We start from the raw sequence: 24,063 nt of genomic DNA on the forward strand, positions 1-24,063 counted from the left end.
TAATGGATTATATCCATTGGTACAATCATATTAGAATCCATGGGACGCTAAACTACACGAGCCCAATTCAATATAAACTTGAACACCTTAAAAAAGTTGTTTAGTTTAGTGTTGACAGTCCAAGGTTTTCGAGTTGTTGGATATACAATTATTAATGATTACAAGTTATCATTAAAGGAAAATTCCTATAAAATAGAAACTAATTGTTAAAGGAGGTCAAAATAATGGATTTCAATCATCAAATGAAAAATAGGGTTAAACGTATTGAAGGGCAGTTAAGAGGAATTTTAAGAATGATGGAAGAAAATAAAGATTGCAAAGAGGTTATCACACAGTTATCTGCAGCAAGAACTGCCGTTGATCGTACCATTGGAGTTATAGTTAGTTCCAATTTAGTAAATTGTGTTCAAAAAGCAACGACTGACCAAGAGGAAAGAAGCATGGAAGAACTAGTACAAGAAGCTGTTAATCTTCTAGTAAAAAGTCGATAAAAAAGGTTGACACTCTCTTTTATTTTTAATATCATTATACCCGTATGGGTATATAATTTGACTAATAGGGGGAATGAAACAATGGATATTGCAAAAGTAGTTGATGCTAAAGGTTTAGCTTGTCCGATGCCAATTGTTAAAACAAAGAAAGCGATGAATGAGCTTGAATCTGGTCAAATTTTAGAGATTCATACAACAGACAAAGGTGCTAACAATGACCTTACTGCCTGGGCTAAATCAGGTGGTCATGAGTTGTTGAAGCATGAGGAAGAAAATGATGTATTAAAGTTTTGGATTAAAAAAGGATAATTTTTTTAAGGGTTCATATACCAATACGGGTACAAGTTTAGGGTTCATGTCTAGGAGGCCGTAACATGACGGAAAATTAGAAACTAGTAGGGGTATATGTTTTTCCCTTACAGAAAAAGGAGACTATAGAATGGACTATGTAAATTATCTTGTTATTGCACTATTTTTATTGTTTATATTCAAGAAGTTCTTACCGACAAAAGGTGTAAACCATATTACCACAACAGAATTGAAAACAAAATTAACGAATAAGCACATACAATTTATTGATGTCCGCACACCTGGAGAGTTTAAAGGAAACCATATCAGAGGTTTTCACAATATCCCTCTTCAACAACTTGCCGGGAAAGCAGAGAAAGAACTTTCAAAGGAAAAGGAAGTCATTGTGATTTGTCAAAGTGGGATGAGAAGTGGGCAGGCTAGTAAGATCCTAAAAAAATTGGGATTTTCACAAGTAACAAATGTTAAAGGCGGCATGAGCACTTGGTCTTAAACACAATAGAAGGAGGACTTTAATATGAAACAAATGACTACAAAAGAAGTCGAGGCTTTATTAAATCAAGGAAAGAAATTAAATATTATTGATGTACGTGAAGTGGATGAAGTAGAAGCTGGTAAAATTCCTGGTGCTGTAAATATTCCATTAGGGTTAATTGAGTTTCGCATGCATGAGCTAGATAAATCTAAAGAGTATATCATGGTTTGCCGTTCAGGAGGCAGAAGTGGACGTGGTACGCAATTCCTTGAAAGCTATGGATTCAATGTGGTTAACATGACTGGTGGAATGCTCGCTTGGGAAGGTAAAGTTGAATAAATTTTTTTAACAAAAATAATACCCTTATAGGTATGGAAACAGGAGGTTTTAAAATGGAGAACTTGAAAGCAAACGTCATTTTAGATGCAAGAGGATTAGCATGTCCGATGCCTATTGTAAAAACAAAAAAGGCAATGAATAATTTGGAGGAAGGACAAGTATTAGAAGTTCAGGCGACAGATAAAGGGTCCAAGGCGGACATGAAAGCATGGGCTGAAAGTTCAGGTCATCAATATTTAGGAACCATTGAAGAAGGTGAAGTATTGAAGCATTATCTTCGCAAATCTTCTAACGACGAAGCCACTGAAAAGAAACACCCAAATGTTATCAATAATGAAGATTTAGAGAAAAGGCTTGAAGCCAATGAAAACATCGTAATAATCGATGTTAGAGAAGCTGCAGAATATGCCTTTCACCATATTCCCGACGCAATCTCTATTTCATTAGGTGAATTGGAAGAGAGAATAAATGAATTAAATAAACAAGATGAAATTCTTGTAGTTTGTCGAACAGGTAACCGCAGCGATCTAGCTGCACAGAAATTAGCGGAAAATGGTTTTGCTAACGTAATTAATGTTGTACCAGGAATGAGCGGGTGGACTGGTAAAACAACAGGTATCAATAAATAATGTAGAAAATAACCCTGAAATCATGCGTCAATTGGTAAGAACGACAGGACAAATGGGTGTACCTCAAACTGAGGTAAATGGGTAATTGGTTTTAATCCAGAAAATATGATGATGTCACTAAATAATTAGGAGGAAAAACAATGAATAAAAAAGTAGCAATTATTGCAAGTAATGGTGGATTATTTGATGCCTATAAAGTATTTAATATCGCAACTGCAGCAGCAGCAACTGATCAAGAGGTAGCCATTTTCTTCACATTTGAAGGATTAAACTTAATTCATAAAGAAGCTTACAAACAACTTCCGATGCCAGAAGGGAAAGAGCATTTTGCAGATGGTTTTGCAAAAGCTAATGTTCCTTCCATTCCAGAGCTAGCTGAAATGGCGAAAGAAATGGGTGTTAAATTTATTGGATGTCAAATGACAATGGATGTAATGGGATTAGAAAAAGACGATTTTGTTGATGGAATTGAAGTGGGTGGAGCTGTAACCTTTTTAGAGTTCGCCAAAGATGCTGATGTTACTTTAACTTTTTAATTAGGCATATTTTTTAAATAAATTAATACCATAGGGGGTAATGAGAGATGACTGTAAAAATAATGGATTCAACAGAGGTAACGAAAAAAGTCTTTGATAAAGAAGAGTTATTTATTCTTGATGTTCGTAATGAAAATGACTTTAAAGATTGGAAAATTGAAGGGGAAAACTTCCAATATTTAAATGTTCCCTATTTTGAATTGCTTGATGGTGTAGAAGAAATTATTGAAAAAATCCCTACTGATAAAGAGGTTTTAGTAGTTTGCGCGAAAGAAGGTTCTTCCGTTATGGTAGCGGAAATGCTTTCTGAAGCAGGTTTAACCGTCTCTTACCTTAAAGGTGGAATGAAAGCGTGGAGTGAACATTTAGAACCGGTTAAAATAGGAGACTTAAATGATGGTGGCGAAATCTATCAGTTTGTACGAATTGGTAAAGGCTGTTTATCTTACATGGTTGTTTCCAACGGAGAGGCAGCGCTTATTGATGCGACACGTATGACGGATATCTATCTTAATTTTATCGAAAAAATCGGAGTGAAAATTACACATGTATTTGATACGCACCTTCATGCGGACCATATTTCTGGTGGACGTACAATTGCTGAAAAAACAGGTGCAACTTATTGGCTTCCACCAAAGGATGCTACAGAGGTAACCTTTGATTACCAACCATTAGAAGACGGTAATGACGTAACAATCGGAAATACTATTATTAATATTCACGCATTGTATTCCCCAGGTCATACCATCGGATCTACTTCCTTTGTAGTAGATGAAAAGTTTTTGCTCTCAGGTGATATTTTATTCATCGATTCAATCGGAAGACCTGACCTGGCAGGTAAGGCAGAAGACTGGGTTGGAGATTTAAGGGAAACTCTTTATAAACGTTACAGAGAATTATCAGAAGAGCTAATCGTGCTTCCAGCTCACTTTATGATTATTGATGAGTTAAATGATGATGGCAGTGTGGCTCAAAAATTAAGAACATTATTTGCGAAAAATCATGGTCTAAATATCGACGACGAAAATGAATTCAGAAAAATGGTAACTGAAAACTTACCACCACAGCCAAATGCGTATCAAGAAATTCGTCAAACCAATATGGGTAAAATCAATCCAGACATTGATCAACAACGAGAAATGGAAATTGGACCAAATCGTTGTGCGGTTCGTTAATTATAAAGTAGGAGGAAATATTGAAATGGAAACAACAAAAGTTTTAGATGCTAAAGGCTTAGCTTGTCCAATGCCGATTGTGAAAACAAAAAAAGCTATTGGAGAGCTTGAGCCAGGTCAAGTATTAGAAATCCATACAACTGATAAAGGGGCAAAAAATGATCTAACAGCCTGGGCTAAATCTGGTGGACACGAGCTATTGAAACATGAAGAAGAAAACGACATGTTAAAATTCTGGATTAAAAAAGGTTGAAAATAAGGGGAACCAATTTAAGGTTCCCTTTTTCTAAAGAGGATGAGGACAACATGGATATTAGCTTTATGATTATAATCTTCCTAATTGGATTTGTAGGCTCTTTTATTTCAGGGATGTTAGGGATAGGTGGAGCCATTATCAACTACCCGATGTTGTTATATATTCCAGTCATGCTAGGCGTTGGTCACTTTACCGCACATGAAGTTTCAGGAATTACAGCTATTCAAGTGTTCTTTGCAACACTTGGTGGTGTTTTGGCTTACCTTAAGGGTGGCTATTTAAATAAGACGCTTATTGCCTACATGGGAGTTAGTATTTTGATTGGAAGCTTTATTGGGGGGATAGGCTCCACTCACATGCCTGAAAGCGGAATCAACATCGTATATGGAATTTTAGCGTTAATCGCTGTTATCATGATATTTATACCGAAAAAGGGAATTGACAATATTCCTTTAGAACAGGTGAAATTTAACAAGTGGTTTGCGGCGCTATTTGCTTTCTTTGTGGGGATTGGGGCTGGTATTGTAGGTGCAGGAGGAGCATTTCTGTTAGTACCAATCATGCTTAGTGTTTTAAAAATCCCAACAAGAATGACCATTGCTTCTTCCTTAGCTATTACACTTATTTCATCAATTGGAGCTGTTTCTGGAAAAATTTCAACAGGACAAGTGGCAATTCTACCTTCTATTATCATGGTTGTTGCAAGTTTGATTGCTTCACCGATAGGAGCCAATGTTGGAAAAAGAGTTAATACAAAAGTTTTGCAAGTCATTATGGGGATTTTGATCTTGGCTACAGCAGTGAAAACATGGTTGGAAATCTTATAAGCTATTGGCTTGTATAATAGAAAAAACGTTCTCTTTAATAGGTATGTGAAGTTATTCACTTAAAGTAACTTAGATTTCGTTGAACGAGATTCTCGGGTTCACACAACATTTGACTAGTAAATAAAGCCGCTCGTAACATCTATTATGAGCGCAGTAGACAACATAAGATAACACAAAAAGCTGTTTATAACTCATAAACGGCTTTTGGGGTTTTTGTGTTTTTTTGTATATACTTTAGTGAAAAATCTGATCTTACAGTCTTTCGTTTAACGTGACAAAGAATTAAACCAGGTGTACGCTTAATAACGTATTTATTCCTTACAATGTGAATGACATAAGGAGTGGAGTAAGCATCATCCTACTACTTTTGCTAAAAAGATGATGTCACAGAATGGGAGGTATTAGTAGATGGGGTTTATATAAGAGATCACTCATTCGCAAGGTTCAGGGGAAAATGGAAATTTTGACTAGGATCGATTTTTAATATGTATCATTAATTATGTAATTAAAGGGAATCATAAATGAAAATGACATTTAAATAGAAGAATATTTTCAAGGAAACTACATAGCTTTACAACTAGAGCAAGGGTGTGAGAACGTGTCAGAGACAGATTTGTCAAAATACGAGAAGAAAATAATCATTCGCAACATACGAATTGAAGACATTGATGAAATTATAGAGTTAGGGAAAGTTTGCTTCCCTAACATGGAGCCATGGAAGCGGGAGCAATTGGTAAGTCATATTCGAATTTTCCCCGAGGGTCAATTTTGCGTGGAATATGAGGATAAGATTGTAGGGTCCTGTTCAAGTTTAATCGTCAATTTTGAAGAATATGATGACCAGCACACATGGGACGTTATCACGGACAACGGGTATATCACGAATCACGATCCCAATGGGAACAATTTATATGGGATTGAAGTGATGGTCGATCCAGGATACCGACGTATGAAACTAGGGGCCCGGCTTTACGAGGCGCGTAAGGAACTTGCTGTTCGATTAAATCTTCAAAGCATCATTATCGGCGGACGAATCCCAAATTACCACAAACACAAGAATGAAATGACGGCTCGTGAATATGTTGCAGCAGTTGAAAAGCACAGTATTTATGACCCCGTTTTGTCCTTCCAGCTTCTGCAAGGGTTTACGATTAAACGTATCAACACAAGCTATCTGCCAGATGACAAAGCATCTGCTTCTATGGCTACCTTGATGGAATGGAACAACGTCGATTATCGTCCTAAGAATAAGCGAATTTATCGCACATCGTTCCCGGTTAGAATCTGTGCGGTTCAGTACATGATGAAAAAGATTGACTCGTTTCAGGATTTTAATCGTCAAATTGAATACTATGTCGATGTCGCGGCTGATTTCGGATCTGATTTTGTTGTATTTCCGGAAATATTCACAACCCAATTATTATCATTTCTCGAAGAAAAACGACCGGATCAGGCAGTTCGACGACTGGCAACCTATACAAATCAATATATCGATCTGTTTACGGAATTTGCAGTACGATATAACATAAACATTGTTGGTGGTTCACATTTCGTTGAAGAGAATGGGGATATCTACAATGTCGGTTTTCTATTCCGTCGCGACGGCACGATAGAAAAACAGTCTAAACTTCACATCACACCAAATGAAAAAAAGTGGTGGGGTATTTCAGAAGGCAACGAGATTCATGTGTTTGACACGGATTGCGGAAAGATTGCTATCCAAATTTCTTACGACATCGAGTTTCCAGAGCTCGCAAGGATTGCTGTTGATAAGGGTGCGAACATTATTTTTGTCCCTTTTTGTACAGAGGATCGTCAGGGGTACCTCCGTGTTCGCTACTGTGCTCAGGCACGTGCGATTGAGAACCAAGTATATACCTGTATTGCTGGAACCGTGGGCAACTTAACACATGTTGAGAATGTGGATATTCAGTACGCGCAATCTGGAATCTTTTCGCCTTCCGATTTTGAGTTTGCGAGGGATGGGATTGTAGGAGAATGTGATGCTAACATTGATACCGTCGTTGTTGGTGACGTTGACCTTGAGAAGCTGAGACGTTCTCGAAATTCTGGTTCGCTGCGCCAATTACGCGATCGACGACGTGATTTGTATCGAATTGAATGGAATAGGATAGATTAATTTGTTTGTAATTTTGGGTGTCAAGCATCAGGATATGGTGATTGGCACCCTTTTTGATTTCTTTCCGTCAGCAAATAGATAAGAAAACGATTCGAGGAATGGGTCATTTATCTAAAAATGAATGTTTTAGTTGTATTGTTAATGTTCTAGAAGTGATTGTCATACATATTGCGAAAAAAGCACGCTTTGCCTAGAACTCTCAAGGACGGTACAGTGAAATAGGAACAACCAAATAGCATTTTTTTCTTATTCGGAATTATCTGCAGCTTCGACTGTTTAATTATGAAGCTTGTGACATGTTAATTGATCCAAAGGGAAACAAGCATGTAGCAGAGATGATTCGGCGAACTTTGTCAATGCTGCAATGGGTGACTGGCTATATACTAAAAAGGCTCTACTATTCTTACAGAAAAAAGCTCCCAAAGCTATGCTTTAGGAGCTGTATTACTTGATTATTTATAAACAGTTACTTTGACTGTTTTTACGCCCCAATTAAGGGCTTTTTGTTTGGAAGCAATAAATACGTCAATTTTATTTCCTTTAATGGCTCCGCCTTTATCAGCGGCAACAGCCTGACCATACCCCTCCACATGAACTTTTGTGCCAAGTGGAATGACTTTTGGATCTACGGCAATGGCTTTAACGGTAGGATTTTTCTTTAAGTTTAAGCCAGTTGCTGTTATACCGCTACAGCCTTTACAATTTGCGGTATATGCTGTAGCTTTTACCTTAATTGTTTTATGGACAGCTTTCGTTGTACTAGATGCTTTTTTAGCTGTTGTTGTTTTCTTTACCTTTAACACTTGCTTTGGTCTAATTGTATTGCTTTTTAGGTTATTCCAACTTTTAAGTTGACTAACTGTAATTTTATATTTTGTAGCGATTTTCCACAATGAATCGCCTGATTTTACTTGGTATGTACTCGCAGCCGATGAAACTCCGGAAAAACTAAATACTAAAAGTGTTGCCGTTATAATGGACATTAGTATTTTTTTCAAATGAATAGTCTCCTTTGTTTTTTAATGTAGACTTAGAATAACAGAAAAATATGACAGGGCTGTTTCAATATATTGGTAATCCCATTACGAAAGGATGTCGTAATGTGGCTTCTGTTACAAAAATTTCAGTTAACTTGAAACGAATCTCTAAATCTTAGACATACTGATACTACTAAACTAAAAAGAACGTGTATCAGTAGGAAAACCAGTAGAATTCAAATGGAAGCATGATTAGCCTGACATTATTTTATTTATAAAGCCAACAAATGGTTTCAAAGTTCATATAGCTTTCTAAAAGAATAAGATAAATGGTAAAACTTTGAACTATTCGTGATTTTCGTGTTGTACCTGGTGAATCAGTAAAAAGCTAAGCAGATTGACCCTTCTTAAGGTCGAAATGTTCAGGTGGTTTTAGCTAGGAAAGAGGATAAAAGGAGATGGAGAGAATGGAAAGTAGAAAAATAGCCATCGTTACTGGAGCATCAAGCGGTTTTGGGTTGCTGACGTCAATTGAATTAGCTAAAAGAGGATTTGATGTCATTGCTACTATGAGGGACCTTGAAAAAACACAGGCCCTCTTTGATGTTGCTGAAACTCTACAAGTGAAGGAGCAACTGACTGTGCTGCCGTTAGATGTAACAAATTCTGGGCAGATAGAGTCGTTGAAAAAGGAAATAAGTGCTCGGAATTCGGTGGATGTTCTTGTAAACAATGCAGGTTATGCTTTGGGAGGATTTTGTGAAGAAACGACTTTAGATGAATATCGTGAGCAGTTTGAAACAAATTTTTTTGGTGTCATTGCCGTTACTCAGGCAGTTCTTCCATTCATGCGGGAGCAGGGCAGAGGGAAAATCATCAACGTCAGTAGCATATCGGGGCTGACCGGTTTTCCCGGTTTATCACCATACGTAGCTTCTAAACACGCTCTCGAAGGGTTTACCGAATGTTTGAGACTGGAAATGAAACCATTTGGAATTGAGGTAGCACTTGTTGAGCCGGGTTCTTATCAGACCAACATATGGTCGAACGGCAAAAGGGTTGCTGAGAAATCATTAAAGGGAGAGTCTCCTTATTCTACATACATGCGGGCAATTGAAAGCAAAATAGAGGAGGGGGTACCAAACTATGGGGATCCACAAGAAGTGGCCAATTTGATTGCTGACCTATGTGAAAGAGAAAAGATTGAACCGTTACGTTTTTTGGTTGGGAAGGGAATCAAAGCGATTGTATTTATTAAAAAATGGGTTCCATGGGCGCACTGGGAAAAAGCTTTCTACAAGAGATTATTAAAATGAGAATAATTTATCTGTATAAATGGTGTGCTATTGTTTAGTGACAAAAAAGTTGTTTAAAAAACGCCAGTCATGTTATTCAACAATCGGGCCAGATTGTGGAACAACACTTAAAAAGGTAATTGGTATACAGAGAAGATTGTGAAGAAATGTACTTAAGCTAACGGAGAGGTTAGTTGAAGTACATTCCTTTACAAAGTTAGAATGAATAATGAATTCATGCAAATTAACAAACTAAGACCAAATAATTCGAACATGAGGTGAGTATGATGAATCGGGTCGGAAAATATGCCATTCAAAAAGATATGGACGAAACGGAATTGTTGAAAATGGTACTTGAACTCCCGGAAAAAGATAAAATGTTAATGTGGTCAGAGGGGTATATCGACCATGTTATTGATAAATTGCCGGAGTATGGTAAGGATATTTTGGTGATTCGCAAAGATAAATGGGAAGATACGAAAGCCTATTACCAAGACCAACTTGACGACATCCTTTCAAAAGAAGAAGTAAAAATGAAAATGAAGAGCGAACGAAAAGAATTCGCTCTTTTTGTCATGGAGAATTTTAAGAAGTTTCAATCTTTACTCTTTTTGTGTTATGACGGTAATTTAAAAGATGTTGATTTAAGAAAATTCATTTACCGGAAGAGATATGGAACAAGAAAAAATTATTTAAAATAAGAAAAAAATAAACTACCGAGGACGTTAGTTTAAGAAGACCTGGCCAAAATATTCTTATAGGTAGTATTGATATAATTAGTAAATGGAGGCAAATGATGAACTTTTTTGATTGGAAAATCGAAATGGCAGACGGTTTAAAACCGTATATAGATATTAAAAATAAAAGAATGGCTATTCTTACAACTGAGGATGATGAAATTCATATGGCTTTAGAATTTGATGAAAACAACAATTTAGTTATGCACCCAAGATGGAATATAAACATTATTATCTTAGGTGATAAACATTTGAAATTCACTACAAATTCATAAAGTTATTCTTCAAGTAACGGGTAGCGATAGTTGAAGAAGGATCAGGTGGTTTATACAATAAGGACCGTTTCAGTTATTCCATTAAAGGGCGCTATTGTTGAATAAAACTTAGATTTTCAAACGACTTTATTGTTATATTTTTTAGTATAGCGAAGTATCTTACGTCAAAAATTAAACAACTTTTATATATTTTCGACTTATTCACATAAAAATAAATATTTCCATTTTGTTATCAAAAACAAAAAGATTTACTTCATAAAAACAGCCTTTAATGAAAGTAATTCACCAGTTAAAAGAAGTGTCAAGAACAGTGAATTGTTCTTCAAAATTTTCACTAAAAGTAAATTTGTGCTTACTTATGGTACGGTTCACCGTAACGCATCTAAATGAGTTTTTTATTTTTCACTATTTCTTTTTATTTAAATATGTCTTTCTTAAAACTCCAATTAAAATAAGACCCGCTTTTATGAATACAGGTGAAAGGGTAACCTGTTTTTGATTTTTTTTCGGTATCTTTATTATTTTAATGGAAGGATTCGTTTTAGCAGGAGCATCCTGTTTTAGATTATGTGTGAAGTCATGAGTTTTTTTGAAAAGGAGTTCGTCATACCTCTTTCTTTTTTCAACATTTGCAAGAATTTCGTATGCTTCTTTAACTTTTTTAAACTGTTCAGCGTTCCCTTTGTCTTTATCTGGATGTACTTCTTTAACTTTTTTTCGGTAAGCTTCTTTAATTTCACTAAAGGTTGCATCATAGGGTACGTCTAAAATACGATAGTAATTTCCAATGGATCCCATGTATTTCCCACCCTCTTTTGGTTAAAATAGTTTTATTTTCCCGTTATAATCCTTCCAAAATAGTATTCTGGTTCTTTATAAATATTCGTGTTTTAAATACAGCATCCAATGCATTTTCCATTCATCATAGGTTGCTTTCCTAATTAAAGCCACCTTAACCAGTAAAGGTATTTATCAAAAAATTTTGTAGCCATCCCTTGAAATTTTCGTATCCAGGTCTACAATTAAAGAGTGCCTGTCACCATCCGAATAATGTCAAGTAGAAAACGGAAAATCTATATTATTCCATTTTGTCTATTCCTTGCCCTCTCCATTGCTATACATCGCTGTCTTCGTGTGCGGCATGTCCTCTGCCCTAAACCGTATCCCTCTATGCCAAAAATACCGGGTTGCCCACGTCTTTACCTTATATTAGCCCCAGTTTCACCCTCATTGGCTCTAACGGCAGCAGTTTCTAATTTAGCTGTATCTTTCATTCCTTTATAAACATAGTTTACAGAACTTTCCGAACGAGAAAGCCCATTACGGTGCGTTAGCACCCCCCTTTAGGGATGGGATGAAAGTGAGGTCAGATACGGAGCGCCACAAAAAATCGAAGATTTGTGGTGCTTCAAGTATCTGAAATGAATAAAGCTTCTAAACAAGAGTTTTCTCTTGTTTTTTTATTTTTCATTATTGTATAATAATGGGAACTAACGTTCGTGAAGGAGGTGGATAAAGTGGATGTTGTAAAAGAAAAAAGCGATACCTACCATAAGGGCTTTAAATTTCGTTTATATCCAACAAATGAACAAGCCATTCAATTCAATAAAACAATTGGATGTTGCCGGTATTCATTTAATTTGGCATTAAAAAAACAAAAAGAAAAAGACTTGCTATGGTGGATCACAGAGGAAATGTTTCAAAACGGCCAACTTCTTTCAAACGAATGGAAAGGACCAAGATTTAGCGCCAACACTTCTATGAAAGATCATACTCAATTTAAGAAAACTACTCCGTGGTTAAAAGAAGTGGATTCTACCGCTATTCAAAACGCTATTCAGTACTTGGGGGAAGCCTATGATGCCTATTATAAAAAAGAAAAAGGCAGACCTATGTTCAAATCCAAAAAGAATGATATTCAATCTTATACATCAAAGTGTAACTACAACAAAGGTGTAGGAACCATACGCATTGTAGATGAAAATTATATTATTCTACCAAAAGTGGGGAAAGTTCTTTTTGCTAAATCGAAAGAGATTGATGGCAAAATTATGAATGCAACCGTCCGAAGAACGCCTTCTGGGAAGTATTTTATTTCTATTCTATGTGAAGTCAAAAAAGAGCCCACTCAATTGAGTATGTTTGAGACTGGAATTGATGTTGGTCTAAAAAACTTCGCCACTCTTTCTGATGGTACTGTGATACCTAATCCTAAACATTTCTATCGATTAGAAGAAACGCTAAAAAAAGAACAACGTATTCTTTCTAGAAGAATAGTGGGCAGTCAAAATTGGTATAAACAAAAGAAAAAAGTAGCGAAAGTTCACGAAAAAATCGCAAACGCCAGAGAAGATTTTTTGCAAAAACTATCTACAACGCTGGTTCACGAAAACCAAGTAATTAGCATTGAAGATATTCGCGTAAAAAATCTATTAAAGAATGGGAATTCGGCAAAAGCGATTTCCGATGCTTCGTGGTACAAATTCAGGAGAATGTTAACCTATAAGTGCAAATGGTATGATAAAACACTTGTCGTTGTAGGTTCTAACTATGCTTCTTCTCAGTTATGCCATACGTATAACTATAAAAACAAAGAAGTAAAAGATACGGCTATTCGTGAGTGGGAATGTCCAAAATGCCATATCATACACGACAGGGACCACAATGCTGCTCAAAACATCTTGGCCGAAGGGCTGCGAATCCTTTCAGAAATGGACGAAACTGGTTGATTCATTTCTTAACCGTGGGGCACACGGGGATAGCCTAACGAAGTTCGCTAGAGATTAGAACTTCTTTGCGAACCGAAGGTTCGTATGACATAGGAAAACTCACGGCAAATGGATTCTGTGAAAGAAAAATCTATTTAACGAGCTTTGGGGTGGGAATCCCACTGCTTCAGCTGTGGGAGTAGTCAAGGATATAGATATTGTTCAATCACAAATTCTAATTGCGGAAGGTCATAATCTGCACAGCAGTGAAATCGGTATCCCGCAGCAAGAGGATATTAAAACACATGGGTATGCAATTCAATCTCGTGTAACAACGGAAGATCCTTTAAATAACTTTATGCCAGATACTGGACGAATCAATGTATATCGTTCAGGTGGTGGTTTCGGGGTTCGTTTAGATGCAGGAAATGGCTTCCAGGGTTCAGTGATTACGTCTTATTATGACTCATTGCTTGTGAAGATTTCTACACATGCAACATCATTTAGAAAAGCAGCAGCTAAAATGTTACGAAACTTAAGGGAATTTAGAATTCGTGGTATCAAAACGAATCTTCCGTTCCTTGAAAATGTCGTTCAAAATGAAAAGTTCTTAACGGGTGAATATGATACATCGTTTATTGATACAACACCTGAGTTATTTGATTTTCCCGAACGAAAAGACCGTGGAACAAAAATGCTTTCTTATATTGGAAATGTAACGGTAAATGGTTTTCCGGGTATTGAAAAACGCAAAAAACCAGTATTTGATGAACCAACTATTCCAAATGTAAAACATGTTCCTTTTGTAGCAGGTACGAAAAATATTTTAGACGAGCAAGGTGCAGAGGGTGTTGTCGAATGGATTAAACAACAAAAAGAAGTATTGCTTACCGATACTACTTTCCGTGATGCTCACCAATCATTACTTGCAACAAGAATTCGTTCGAAAGATCTATTAAATATTGCTGAGCCAACATCAAAGTTACTTCCTAACCTATTTTCAATGGAAATGTGGGGCGGAGCGACATTTGATGTAGCATACCGTTTCCTTAATGAGGATCCTTGGGTTCGACTAGAAAGACTTAGAAAGAGAATACCTAATACGCTTTTCCAAATGTTGTTTAGAGCGTCAAATGCTGTTGGGTACAAAAACTATCCAGATAATGTAATTCGCGATTTTGTTAAACAAGCAGCAGAATCAGGTATTGATGTATTCCGAATTTTCGATAGCTTAAACTGGGTGAAAAGTATGGAAGTTTCTATCGATGCGGTTCGACAAGCTGGTAAACTTGCAGAAGCGACGATTTGTTATACAGGGGACATCAATGATCCAAGTCGAGCAAAATACAATGTTCAGTACTATAAAGATATGGCTAAAGAATTAGAGCAATCTGGGGCTCATATTTTAGCGATTAAAGATATGGCTGGTTTATTAAAACCTGAAGCAGCCTATCGTTTAATTTCCGAGTTGAAGGATACAGTTTCTCTTCCGATTCACTTGCACTCTCATGATACAAGTGGTAACGGTGTGTTTATGTATTCAAGAGCCATTGCGGCAGGTGTTGATATCGTTGATACGGCAATTAGTTCGTTAGCTGGGCTAACATCTCAACCGAGTGCGCAGACTTTATACTATGCACTAGAAGAAAATGAAAGACAGCCTAAGGTTGAAATCGAGTCACTTGAGCAATTATCTCACTATTGGGCAGATGTGCGTAAATACTATCGTGACTTTGAAAGTGGCATGAATGCACCACATACTGAAGTGTATAAACACGAAATGCCTGGTGGTCAATATAGTAATTTACAACAACAAGCTAAAGGCGTTGGGCTTGGCGATCGTTGGGATGAAGTAAAAGAAATGTACAGCCTCGTAAATGTGATGTTTGGTGATATTGTAAAAGTAACACCATCTTCTAAAGTTGTCGGTGATATGGCGCTATTTATGGTGCAAAATAATTTAACGGAAGAAGATGTGTTAACAAAAGGGAAAACAATTGATTTCCCAGACTCAGTTATTGAATTATTTGAAGGTTTTCTAGGACAACCAGAAGGAGGTTTCCCGAAAGAACTGCAAGAAGTGATTTTAAAAGGGAAAGAAGCGATTACTGTTCGACCAGGCGAATTACTCGAACCGGTTGATTGGGATGCATTAAAACAAGAATTAGCGAAAGAAATTGGTCGTACACCATCTAATCAGGATGTGCTTGCCTATGCTTTATATCCAAAAGTATTTTTAGAATATATGAAAAAGCAAGAGACTTTTGATGATGTTTCAAATCTTGATACACCAACATTCTTGTTTGGTATGAGACTAGGGGAAGAAATCGAAGTCGAAATCGAAAGAGGGAAAACGTTAATTGTTAAATTTGTCTCATTAGGTGAACCGATGCCAGATGGCACACGCGTTGTTTACTTTGAATTAAATGGTCAATCACGCCAAGTGCTAATTAAGGATGAAAGTATTAAATCATCTGTTGTTACTAAAGTGAAGGCTGATACAAAAAATAGAAATCACATCGGGGCAACAATGCCTGGAACAGTCATCAAAGTAGTCGTGGAAAAAGGTGATCAAGTGAAGCAAGGCGATCATCTGATTATTACAGAAGCAATGAAAATGGAAACGACTGTTCAAGCACCATTCTCTGGAACGATTCAAAGTATTTATGTAAAAGATGGTGAAGCAATTAGTACAGGTGATTTATTGATTGAAATTTCTAAGTGAAAATTTAATGGCATGATGCATTCCTAGATAATGAGGTACTGCCAATATTCAGAGATTCGCTTTACTATAAAAATAAAGAGAATTCAAAGTATATGTAATAAAAACGAAGTATCGAAGTTATTAAGATTAAAAAATCAAAAAGTTATGACCCCTTTAGTCTTAATAAAGTAAAAACGGCAAGTTAGTACGTTATTTTGAATAAGAAAGGGGCTGTCCCAAAAGTCATTAAAAAATGACTTTTGAGGGCAACCCTCTTTTCATATCACCAAATGAATATAAAAAAATCGTCTTTTCTAGTAGAATGTAAGTTACCACAACAACAAACTCAGAAAGGACGATTTTTTATGTGCAATTAATATCAGGTTGATAATGTTTCCACTTGAATAGATTTTGTTTTTCCATACTGATCACGTCCTTTTTTTAGAGTAATAGTATCAGTATGTCCAAGTTTGAGAGAATACTTGCAGATATTTTGAAGTTTTTGCACCAGAACCGGATTGTTGATTGTTGCCAATACCAATCAAGGTTTAAAATAGAGTAAAACCAAGTTTAAAGGTTATGAAGATATTAATTCTTTCTTTGTATAGTCCCTATGGACAAATAAAGATTTTTGGGGAGGTATAAAGGGACATGAAGCTAAACGATTGGTTAAATAATGAAATTCCTAACATTGCAAAATCACTTGAAGACATCAATAAAAACTATTTTTTTATCGAGAAGACAATAGGATTTGCTGGGAAAGAAACTATTTATAAGATACTTCATAATTTCCGTTCTGCGCTTTTTCCGGGTGTTTATGATAAATACCCAATTGATGAGACAAGAGTTAATATTATTATCGGTAATAAATTAAGGACATCAGCTTTAGATTTAAGAGATTTAATTGAAAAAGTACTAATAAATAAAAGTAGTGTAAAAGATAATCTACATACTATCAATACCGATTGTAAAATTAGAGCGGGTGAAATTGTTATTCAGCTAATAAATAAGTTTCCGGAAATCCGTAAAAAAATTCAAACAGATATTCAAGCTTCTTATAATGGAGACCCTGCAGCCATTTCAACTGAAGAAATACTTCTTAGTTATCCCTCAGTTGAAGCAATAAGCATACATAGGATAGCTCATGAACTATATAATTTAGGTGTACCAATCATTCCAAGAATAATGTCAGAATACGCACATCAGTTAACAGGAATCGATATTCACCCTGGTGCATCAATTGGGGAGTATTTCTTTATTGATCACGGAACAGGAGTAGTTATTGGTGAAACCTGTACTATAGGTAAAAATGTAAAGATTTATCAAGGGGTAACTTTAGGTGCTAAAAGTTTTCCTCTTGATGAACAAGGAAATCCAATAAAAGGTGTAAAGAGACACCCTGATATTGAAGATAATGTTGTTATCTATGCAGGAGCAACAATTCTTGGCGGAGACACAAAAATTGGACATAATTCCATGATTGGCGGAAATATATGGTTAACCCGATCTGTACCTCCATATTCAAAAGTATATAATTCCCAACCATCTCCGAAAATTAAAAACGAGCATTAAAAACAATATGGATTAGAAATGAGTATCTTGTTGAGCTAATGGGAGCAAATATAAAGCAATTACGAGCTTTATACGTCGATATAGACTGTCATAACTTGAATTATGATTTCCATTGGATGGCGGAAAAGTTGAATTTAGAAGTATTTCAGGTGAACATTCCACCTCCGAATTTTATTATATTTTCCGATCGTGGTCTTTTGTGTATGGCTGATTGAACCTGTACCGGATCAAGATTTGCCGCTGGGGAAGGCTGTTCAGAACTATTTTTATGAGCAGTTAGAATATGTTGGGGCTGATAAGAAATCAAGCGATTCAACACGCGTTTTCAGGATAGCTGGCAGTGTGAATTCAAAAAATGGCGAAGAGGTATTTGTCGATTATAGACATGATTATCGGTATGGACTGCGAGAGTTGCAGGCAGAATATTTACCAGAGTTAACCCTAGCACGACAAAATACATCAAAAAGGCCAGGGCGTAAATCAAAGGTTGTTCATTTACATAATGTCCGCAGTCTTCATTATGCTAGATTATTAGATTTAGTTAAGATTGCGGAGTTGCGCGATTATGATTTAAGAGGGTCTTTAGACCAAATGAATGATGGAGTTTAACAGCGAATTTTAAGGAGCCGCTGCCGGAAGCGTGAGGTAGAGAGAGCGATGAGAGAAGCGCTGAGAAGGCCTAATGAAGAGGCAATAATAGCTAAGGGATATCTCGGAGCAGGGTATAATTTGAAGAATGCAACGATTATTAGGTGGTTAGAGATAACACCAGAAGAACAGCAGCATTTAAAAACGATTATTGATGGCAATGAAAAGCAGAGGGATTAAAATAATATTTCCAGATGAACCTCGTTAGAATATATGAATATACTATCATCCTTAATATAGATCTTATATATCGAGATAACTCATTTAAAGTATTCAAGATAGTAGGAAGTAAGTATTCCTTGTGCACGAACTCGAACTTCAAATTCTCCTTTTTTTCACCTTTCGGCACTAACTTTTCTGGAATTCGGAAATCGCGCTCGCAAAAAGAAGAATGCTCAAGTAATTTTCCAAATTCGTTTCGGTAACGTGTTGGAGGTGCAATAGCTGAATTAGATTCAAGAATCAAAAATCGTGCTTCTTTTGATTCAAGCATAACACGATAATCACCGAGGGTGAAGTGTAATTCTCAGAAATACTTTCACTTTTGCCAATTCTTCATGGACAAATAGCATTTCGTCTCCTTCATCATTCGGATAAAATTACTCCATCTGAAAATTAGGACGTGCAGCACCTCATTGCTATATCGTCATTTACCATGAAAATGCGAAGATGGTTTCGTTTCGATAAAGGGATATTTTACCTTAGTACCTTCTCATGAAAGATAGCGAGCTCTCCAGAGGCTCATCAAAGTTACAGCTTCCGTATGAAGCAGCAAAGACACTACTTAATCCGACAGACTTATATCTTCAAATGTTACCAGGTATGATTATCAGTTTACTCTACGTTGTCGTAGTCGCTTATTTTATCAGTTTAAAAGAACGTGCCAGATGTAAGCGTGAAAAACATCAACCTAGAATCTACGTATTTATTAATACAGCTTACAGGTATTAGTCTGAGTGATCTCCATAAAAGTGGTCTTTAGGCATTTTCTTTATCTTTGTTGGAGTATTTTTAGGAACGATTTCTTTATAGGAGTGAACGTTACATTACATCGATAAGAGTGGAGGGAGACGAATACTAATAGAGCTCCGTAAGCAATTAAAACAGTTACAAATGGAGAACGACATTTTAAAACAAGCTGCGCTGATACTAGGACGAAAGTAAATGTGATAAGAATAACCAGCACAAATACTCGATATCAGCCATGTGTAAAGTCCTTCAACTTTCAAGAAGCACTTACTACTATGAAGTAAAAGAAAGAGCATCTGAAGATGTTCTCACTTCTAAAATAATAGAAATCTTCCGTTCCAATCGACAGAATTACGGCACACGTAAAATCAAAGTAGAACTAAAGAAACAGGGGCATATGGTTTCAAGGCGTCGTATCGGAAGGGTTATGAATGAGCAGGGATTAGTGTCTTCTTATACTATAGCTCAGTTCAAGCCTCATAAAGCTACATGTAATCGTTCTACCGTTCAAAATGAGTTAAACCGAGAGTTTAACCAGAAGCAAGAAAGAGCTGTCGTCGTAAGTGATTTAACATACGTTAGAGTGAATCAAAAATGGAATTACGTCTGTTTATTTATTGACCTCTTTAATCGAGAAATCATTGGTTGCAGTGCTGGTCCAAACAAAGATGCACAACTTGTCTATCGAGCACTATCTTCGATACATGGCGATTTAAATCAGATTAATCTCTTCCATACTGACCGAGGAAATGAGTTCGAAAACAAATTAATGGATGAAGCGTTAACGACATTTAAAATCAAACGGTCATTAAGTTTGAAAGGCTGTCCATATGATAACGCAGTAGCGGAAGCTACTTTCAAAATCTTTAAGACAGAGTTTGTCAAAGGTCGCCATTTTGATAGTTTAGAAGAATTAGAACTGGAATTAATGGATTATATCCATTGGTACAATCATATTAGAATTCATGGGACGCTAAACTACACGAGCCCAATTCAATATAAACTTGAACACCTTAAAAAAGTTGTTTAGTTTAGTGTTGACAGTCCAGAAATTATACAAACAAGTAAATAGTTCCTCAATTAAGGGCGCTTTAATTAAACAAGCAGCAAAAAGGATCTTCCAATCGAAGATTCTTTTTGAATACCGATAACATTTCCTTATTTGAACTAGTTTTGTATAGAGTATTCATGTTTGTTCCTCCAAATCACCAAGGAATCACCATACCCATTTTATAAGTATGATAGTTTGTCTTTTTAAAGATTAAATTTATTCAATTCTTGTCCTTTTTACGTTAAAATAATAATAGATTTTGTCGAAAAACGTTAAGAAGGAGTAGGATAACAACTTGTGAAGAAACTACTAAAATTTTTTCTGTTATTCCTCTTAGCATTTGTCGCCTATCAATCTTTCTTATTCATTAAGGGATATCCTGGCTCATCAGACCAGGTTGAATACGAAGCAAATGCAAAGATTTTACCAACTGAACTGCACCCAATTCTAGCTGAGAAAGTAGAGATTTTAAAAGAAAAAGCAACAGAAAAAGGGATTACAATCCTGATCACAGATGATTACCGCTCGTTTGAGGAACAAGATAAACTTTATGACAAGGGAAGAAAGACTCCCGGAAAAGTAGTTACTTATATGAAGGGAGGCGAATCCTATCACAACTATGGCCTTGCAGTCGATTTTGCCCTTCAACTCGAGAATGGTAATGTGATCTGGGATACTGAATATGATGGAAACCGAAATGGTCAATCAGACTGGTTTGAGGTTGCAGAAATTGCAAAAGAGCTGGGCTTTCAATGGGGAGGGGACTGGCGCGGCTTTAAAGACTATCCCCACCTCCAGATGGATTTTAGCTTAACCATTAACGATCTGCAAAAAGGAAAACATCCGAAATACCCAAGCTAAAATCCGAGTGCACTAAAAAGCCTTCGGTTTTTAAAGAATCTTAATAGCAATATCAAAAAAAAGACGACTTTAAAGTGTTTTGTAACAACAAAGTTCTTTGTAATGAACAAAAAAGATGTTTACTGGACAAAATTGTTCTTCTTTTTAACAATCGAACCATTTTTTAATTGAACAAGCAGCTAAAAGGATCTTTCAGTCGAAGATCCTTTTTCCATGCCGATAACTCTAAATTATCTTTACTTATAGTTTATCATAGAATGTTTGTTCTACCTACTCTTTTTCAATCGAAGAGATGCTTTTTTCGAGTGTCTGAGATTTGCTCTCAGACGAAATTAGTTTTATTTTCTAAGACAATCACTCATTCATTTCGTTATACAGTTACTTAGAAAATATCTGTATTATAATGCAGAACTATTCCATTGCACCTTTTTACTGGAATATAAACAGGAATTACTTCTAATATTTGAAAGAAGGAAAAAATGGTTTCCTTGCCCCATTGCGATTACAATTTGAAAAAACTAATTTATTTGTTATTAGTTTAGCATGTGATGAATTGGAATATATGTGAAGGTTCGATGAATTCCAACCGTCTAAAAGTTTCAAAAAATTGAAGGTATAACTTTAGATAAATATCGAATCCGTAGACCACTAACATTAAGTTTAGGTGAAATTGCAGATTCAAAAAAATACATCAAACATAGTAATCTAGAGCCGTGGGGTGATTATAAAGGCTCTCGTAATGCTTGTGTGAGAGAGTTTGAAAATCCACCAGTTTTAATCCAGCAAACTACAACATTGTTTTTACAAGAAAAAATAAATATTTGCAAGATACAACGAGAGATAAAAACGCTCTTTAGGTTACTAGCCTTTTATAGTCATCATGAACTAATTACTAGGGGAATGAACTAGACATTCATACCATTTTGTTTGTAGTATTAGTGAAGAGTAAAGTGAAAATAGAAATAGGTTTTTCAGATTCAATACTTTTTTTGGACTTCATGTTAAAAGATTAAAAAAATCCGCCTCTGGGTGCTAATACAAAATGGAGATATTCCTTAGAAATATCTCTCGGATAGAGAGAGTGTGACAATCCTGTGTCCTATGTTATTATGAAAAATCCAAGTAGGGCAGATTTGAGAAAAATGATAACCATTAATCATTTGCCTACAAAATTTATACTCTAGATATGAGTTTCACTTTATTATAAATATAATAAATTTAAAAATTAAAGGTGGTAAAGTATTTTGAAATTAGTCTATCTTTGGATTGGAAAGTTACAAGAAAGAATTAATGTCGATTTCAATTTAGGGAGTGATTATTTTTTCTCTTTTGAAAAGGAAACAAATACTCTTCATGTAAAAGATGATAATTACTATATTTCTGAATTTTATAATGTTTCTCAAGAGAAAGGTATGCAGATTGATATTAATGCCATAGTCGGAGAAAATGGAACAGGTAAAACGACTATTTTAGAAGCGATAAGAGATATAGTGTCTAATAAGTTCAAAAACGACTATTTAATAATTTATGAAGAAAATGGAATATATACATATAAAGCACCACATAAAATAAAAATTAACTCGCCAAAATTAAGGTTTAGTGTACTAGACATTGGCTTACCAAAAATTAATTCTCTCTACTATTCAAATGTATTCGATGTTCGTTATGTTAGTAATCTTTTTAACCATCAACGAATTAGAGAAAGCAACGATTATACAACCAATATTTTATTAAGAAGATCTAATGATATATACGATTTCTTTGCTCAAGAATTAACAATGCAAGTTGAATTTGCGGTGGTTTTCAATGACCATTCCTTTGCTTCAAGGTTTCATATACCTAAAGAAATTATTTTAAGAATAAATCAAAATCATACAATACTAGATAGTCTACCAAAAACACTTAAAGAGGTTATAAATGAAATAACAAAATATAAATTCATAAAGCTATTATTTAAAGATAAATTTGACGAGAAATGTTATAAGTCAACAATTAAAGGTTTTTATATACATTATGCAAAATCAATTTTACTATATTATATATATACAATATTAGATTTTATGGAATCAAGTCATCCAAATATGGGGTTATGGGGATTACATTCAAAATTCATAAATGCTTTACAGACTATAATGCAACAATTAGAAACCAACCCTGCTTTTAAAATTGAAGATTTTAAGGATATTGTCAGTTTAAATATTATAGATAATAATAAAAATGGTAAAATTACTTTAAGTAAAAACACTACTTTACAACTTCTTAAACGTTTAGAAGATGAATGCAATCAACTATTTAATTTAGTATTTATTGATTCAATTCATACTGAAGAATCTATCTTTTCAATAAAATATTTATTTAAACAGCTACCAAAACCATTAATAGATATTTTCACAAAATGGCAAAAAATGGAACTGGGTAGCCTAGAATGGTACAGTTTGAGTAGTGGGGAATATGCTCTACTCAGTATGTTTTCAAGAATATTTAATGCTGCTAAACAAATAGAAAAGGCCCCTATACCCAATTTAGTACTTATATTAATTGATGAAGGAGAACTTTATTTTCACCCTCAATGGCAAAAGGAATGGATTACTATTTTAATTGAATGTTTAAATAAAATTTTTGAACAACATAAAATTTTTGTTCAGGTTATTTTAACAACACATTCTCCATTTTTATTGTCTGATATAACTATGGATAGAGTGTTATTTTTAGAGAATAATGGTGAAGATAATGTTGATTCTAAAAATTATTTAGATGATGTATATCATACATTTGGAGCCAATATTAATTATTTATATACGCATTCCTTTTTTTTAAAAGGGAGTCTTATGGGGGATTTCGCCAAAAATAAGATAAATGATTTAGCAGATGAAATAATAAATAACACTCCGGAGTATATTCTTGAAAATAGCACTGATATTAGAAAGAAAATTCATTTAATAGGAGAGCCTTTATTAAAACAAAAGTTAATTTCACTTTATGAGCAACAATTAAAATTAATTAAGCCTACACAATTAATGATTCAAGAAGAAATTCAACTCTTAAAAAGTCGCTTGGAAACTTTGGAGAAAATGCAAGGAGAAAAGTAA

The 24,063-nt window shown here is 35.1% G+C and carries 23 protein-coding genes and 2 pseudogenes; 23 read left to right on the forward strand and 2 right to left on the reverse strand.

All coding sequences use genetic code 11. From position 1 onward, the window contains the following. Positions 1-2: 2 nt before the first annotated feature. From ACE199_RS21595 to ACE199_RS21650, 12 genes are all read left to right on the forward strand, one after another. The gene (locus ACE199_RS21595) at positions 3-104 is read left to right on the forward strand and encodes an IS3 family transposase (RefSeq protein ID WP_375349433.1); all 102 of its coding nucleotides are present in this window, start codon (positions 3-5) and stop codon (positions 102-104) included. 120 nt (positions 105-224) lie between these two features. Next, positions 225-491: a metal-sensitive transcriptional regulator gene (locus ACE199_RS21600; protein ID WP_375351587.1), complete on the forward strand. Its 267-nt coding sequence runs from the start codon at positions 225-227 to the stop codon at positions 489-491. 81 nt (positions 492-572) lie between these two features. Then, positions 573-800, forward strand: coding sequence for a sulfurtransferase TusA family protein (locus tag ACE199_RS21605; protein ID WP_375351588.1), 228 nt, complete (start codon positions 573-575; stop codon positions 798-800). Positions 801-930: 130 nt separating this feature from the next. Then, the gene (locus ACE199_RS21610) at positions 931-1,293 is read left to right on the forward strand and encodes a rhodanese-like domain-containing protein (protein ID WP_375351590.1); all 363 of its coding nucleotides are present in this window, start codon (positions 931-933) and stop codon (positions 1,291-1,293) included. 24 nt (positions 1,294-1,317) lie between these two features. Next, on the forward strand, positions 1,318-1,614 hold the full coding sequence (locus ACE199_RS21615; RefSeq protein ID WP_252291140.1) for a rhodanese-like domain-containing protein: 297 nt from the start codon (positions 1,318-1,320) through the stop codon (positions 1,612-1,614). 53 nt (positions 1,615-1,667) lie between these two features. Continuing rightward, positions 1,668-2,243 (forward strand): sulfurtransferase TusA family protein, encoded by a 576-nt coding sequence (locus tag ACE199_RS21620; RefSeq protein ID WP_375351591.1) that lies wholly within the window; start codon positions 1,668-1,670, stop codon positions 2,241-2,243. 140 nt (positions 2,244-2,383) lie between these two features. After that, entirely contained in the window at positions 2,384-2,779 is a 396-nt protein-coding gene (locus ACE199_RS21625; protein ID WP_252291144.1) for a DsrE/DsrF/DrsH-like family protein, read from the forward strand. Positions 2,780-2,826: 47 nt separating this feature from the next. Next, positions 2,827-3,954 carry an MBL fold metallo-hydrolase gene (locus ACE199_RS21630; protein ID WP_375351593.1) on the forward strand — a complete coding sequence of 376 codons (1,128 nt, stop codon included), beginning with the start codon at positions 2,827-2,829 and terminating at the stop codon, positions 3,952-3,954. Positions 3,955-3,979: 25 nt separating this feature from the next. Continuing rightward, entirely contained in the window at positions 3,980-4,207 is a 228-nt protein-coding gene (locus tag ACE199_RS21635) for a sulfurtransferase TusA family protein (protein ID WP_375351594.1), read from the forward strand. A gap of 53 nt (positions 4,208-4,260) precedes the next feature. Continuing rightward, entirely contained in the window at positions 4,261-5,037 is a 777-nt protein-coding gene (locus ACE199_RS21640) for a sulfite exporter TauE/SafE family protein (RefSeq protein ID WP_375351595.1), read from the forward strand. A gap of 598 nt (positions 5,038-5,635) precedes the next feature. After that, the gene (locus ACE199_RS21645; RefSeq protein WP_375351596.1) at positions 5,636-7,177 is read left to right on the forward strand and encodes a carbon-nitrogen hydrolase family protein; all 1,542 of its coding nucleotides are present in this window, start codon (positions 5,636-5,638) and stop codon (positions 7,175-7,177) included. Between the two features lie 41 nt (positions 7,178-7,218). Further along, the gene (locus ACE199_RS21650; protein ID WP_375351598.1) at positions 7,219-7,371 is read left to right on the forward strand and encodes a hypothetical protein; all 153 of its coding nucleotides are present in this window, start codon (positions 7,219-7,221) and stop codon (positions 7,369-7,371) included. Between the two features lie 258 nt (positions 7,372-7,629). On the opposite strand, the gene ACE199_RS21655 is transcribed toward ACE199_RS21650, so the two are convergent. Continuing rightward, positions 7,630-8,175: a 3D domain-containing protein gene (locus ACE199_RS21655; protein WP_252295214.1), complete on the reverse strand. Its 546-nt coding sequence runs from the start codon at positions 8,173-8,175 to the stop codon at positions 7,630-7,632. Between the two features lie 446 nt (positions 8,176-8,621). Between ACE199_RS21655 and ACE199_RS21660 the strand changes: the two genes are divergently transcribed. The 3 genes from ACE199_RS21660 to ACE199_RS21670 all read left to right on the forward strand — a co-directional run bounded on the left by ACE199_RS21660 (position 8,622) and on the right by ACE199_RS21670 (position 10,461). Continuing rightward, positions 8,622-9,470: an SDR family oxidoreductase gene (locus tag ACE199_RS21660; protein ID WP_375351599.1), complete on the forward strand. Its 849-nt coding sequence runs from the start codon at positions 8,622-8,624 to the stop codon at positions 9,468-9,470. 263 nt (positions 9,471-9,733) lie between these two features. Further along, entirely contained in the window at positions 9,734-10,150 is a 417-nt protein-coding gene (locus ACE199_RS21665) for a hypothetical protein (protein WP_375351601.1), read from the forward strand. Positions 10,151-10,245: 95 nt separating this feature from the next. Continuing rightward, positions 10,246-10,461, forward strand: a complete 216-nt coding sequence (locus ACE199_RS21670) for a hypothetical protein (protein ID WP_127762538.1) — start codon at positions 10,246-10,248, stop codon at positions 10,459-10,461. A 405-nt stretch (positions 10,462-10,866) separates the two neighbouring features. On the opposite strand, the gene ACE199_RS21675 is transcribed toward ACE199_RS21670, so the two are convergent. Beyond that, a complete protein-coding gene (locus tag ACE199_RS21675) occupies positions 10,867-11,259 on the reverse strand; it encodes a J domain-containing protein (protein ID WP_375351602.1) in 393 nt (130 codons plus the stop codon). A gap of 719 nt (positions 11,260-11,978) precedes the next feature. Between ACE199_RS21675 and tnpB the strand changes: the two genes are divergently transcribed. The 8 genes and pseudogenes from tnpB (at position 11,979) to ACE199_RS21715 (ending at position 24,063) form a co-directional block, all read left to right on the forward strand. Next, positions 11,979-13,190: an IS200/IS605 family element RNA-guided endonuclease TnpB gene (gene tnpB / locus ACE199_RS21680; RefSeq protein WP_375351603.1), complete on the forward strand. Its 1,212-nt coding sequence runs from the start codon at positions 11,979-11,981 to the stop codon at positions 13,188-13,190. Positions 13,191-13,368: 178 nt separating this feature from the next. Then, positions 13,369-15,894: pseudogene (gene pyc, locus ACE199_RS21685) on the forward strand (pyruvate carboxylase); the annotation flags it as partial. Positions 15,895-16,524: 630 nt separating this feature from the next. Beyond that, positions 16,525-17,445, forward strand: a complete 921-nt coding sequence (gene epsC / locus ACE199_RS21690; protein ID WP_375351604.1) for a serine O-acetyltransferase EpsC — start codon at positions 16,525-16,527, stop codon at positions 17,443-17,445. Positions 17,446-17,634: 189 nt separating this feature from the next. Next, positions 17,635-18,054: a hypothetical protein gene (locus ACE199_RS21695; RefSeq protein WP_375351605.1), complete on the forward strand. Its 420-nt coding sequence runs from the start codon at positions 17,635-17,637 to the stop codon at positions 18,052-18,054. 48 nt (positions 18,055-18,102) lie between these two features. Continuing rightward, a complete protein-coding gene (locus ACE199_RS21700) occupies positions 18,103-18,273 on the forward strand; it encodes a hypothetical protein (RefSeq protein ID WP_375351606.1) in 171 nt (56 codons plus the stop codon). A gap of 897 nt (positions 18,274-19,170) precedes the next feature. Continuing rightward, positions 19,171-20,092 (forward strand): annotated as a pseudogene (locus tag ACE199_RS21705) (IS3 family transposase); the annotation flags it as partial. 318 nt (positions 20,093-20,410) lie between these two features. Then, positions 20,411-20,974: a M15 family metallopeptidase gene (locus tag ACE199_RS21710; RefSeq protein WP_375351607.1), complete on the forward strand. Its 564-nt coding sequence runs from the start codon at positions 20,411-20,413 to the stop codon at positions 20,972-20,974. A 1,244-nt stretch (positions 20,975-22,218) separates the two neighbouring features. After that, complete coding sequence (locus tag ACE199_RS21715) at positions 22,219-24,063, forward strand: AAA family ATPase (RefSeq protein ID WP_375351609.1); 1,845 nt, start codon at positions 22,219-22,221, stop codon at positions 24,061-24,063.

The sequence above is a fragment of the Peribacillus sp. Hz7 genome (genome assembly GCF_042136355.1).
Lineage (GTDB): Bacteria > Bacillota > Bacilli > Bacillales > DSM-1321 > Peribacillus > Peribacillus asahii_A.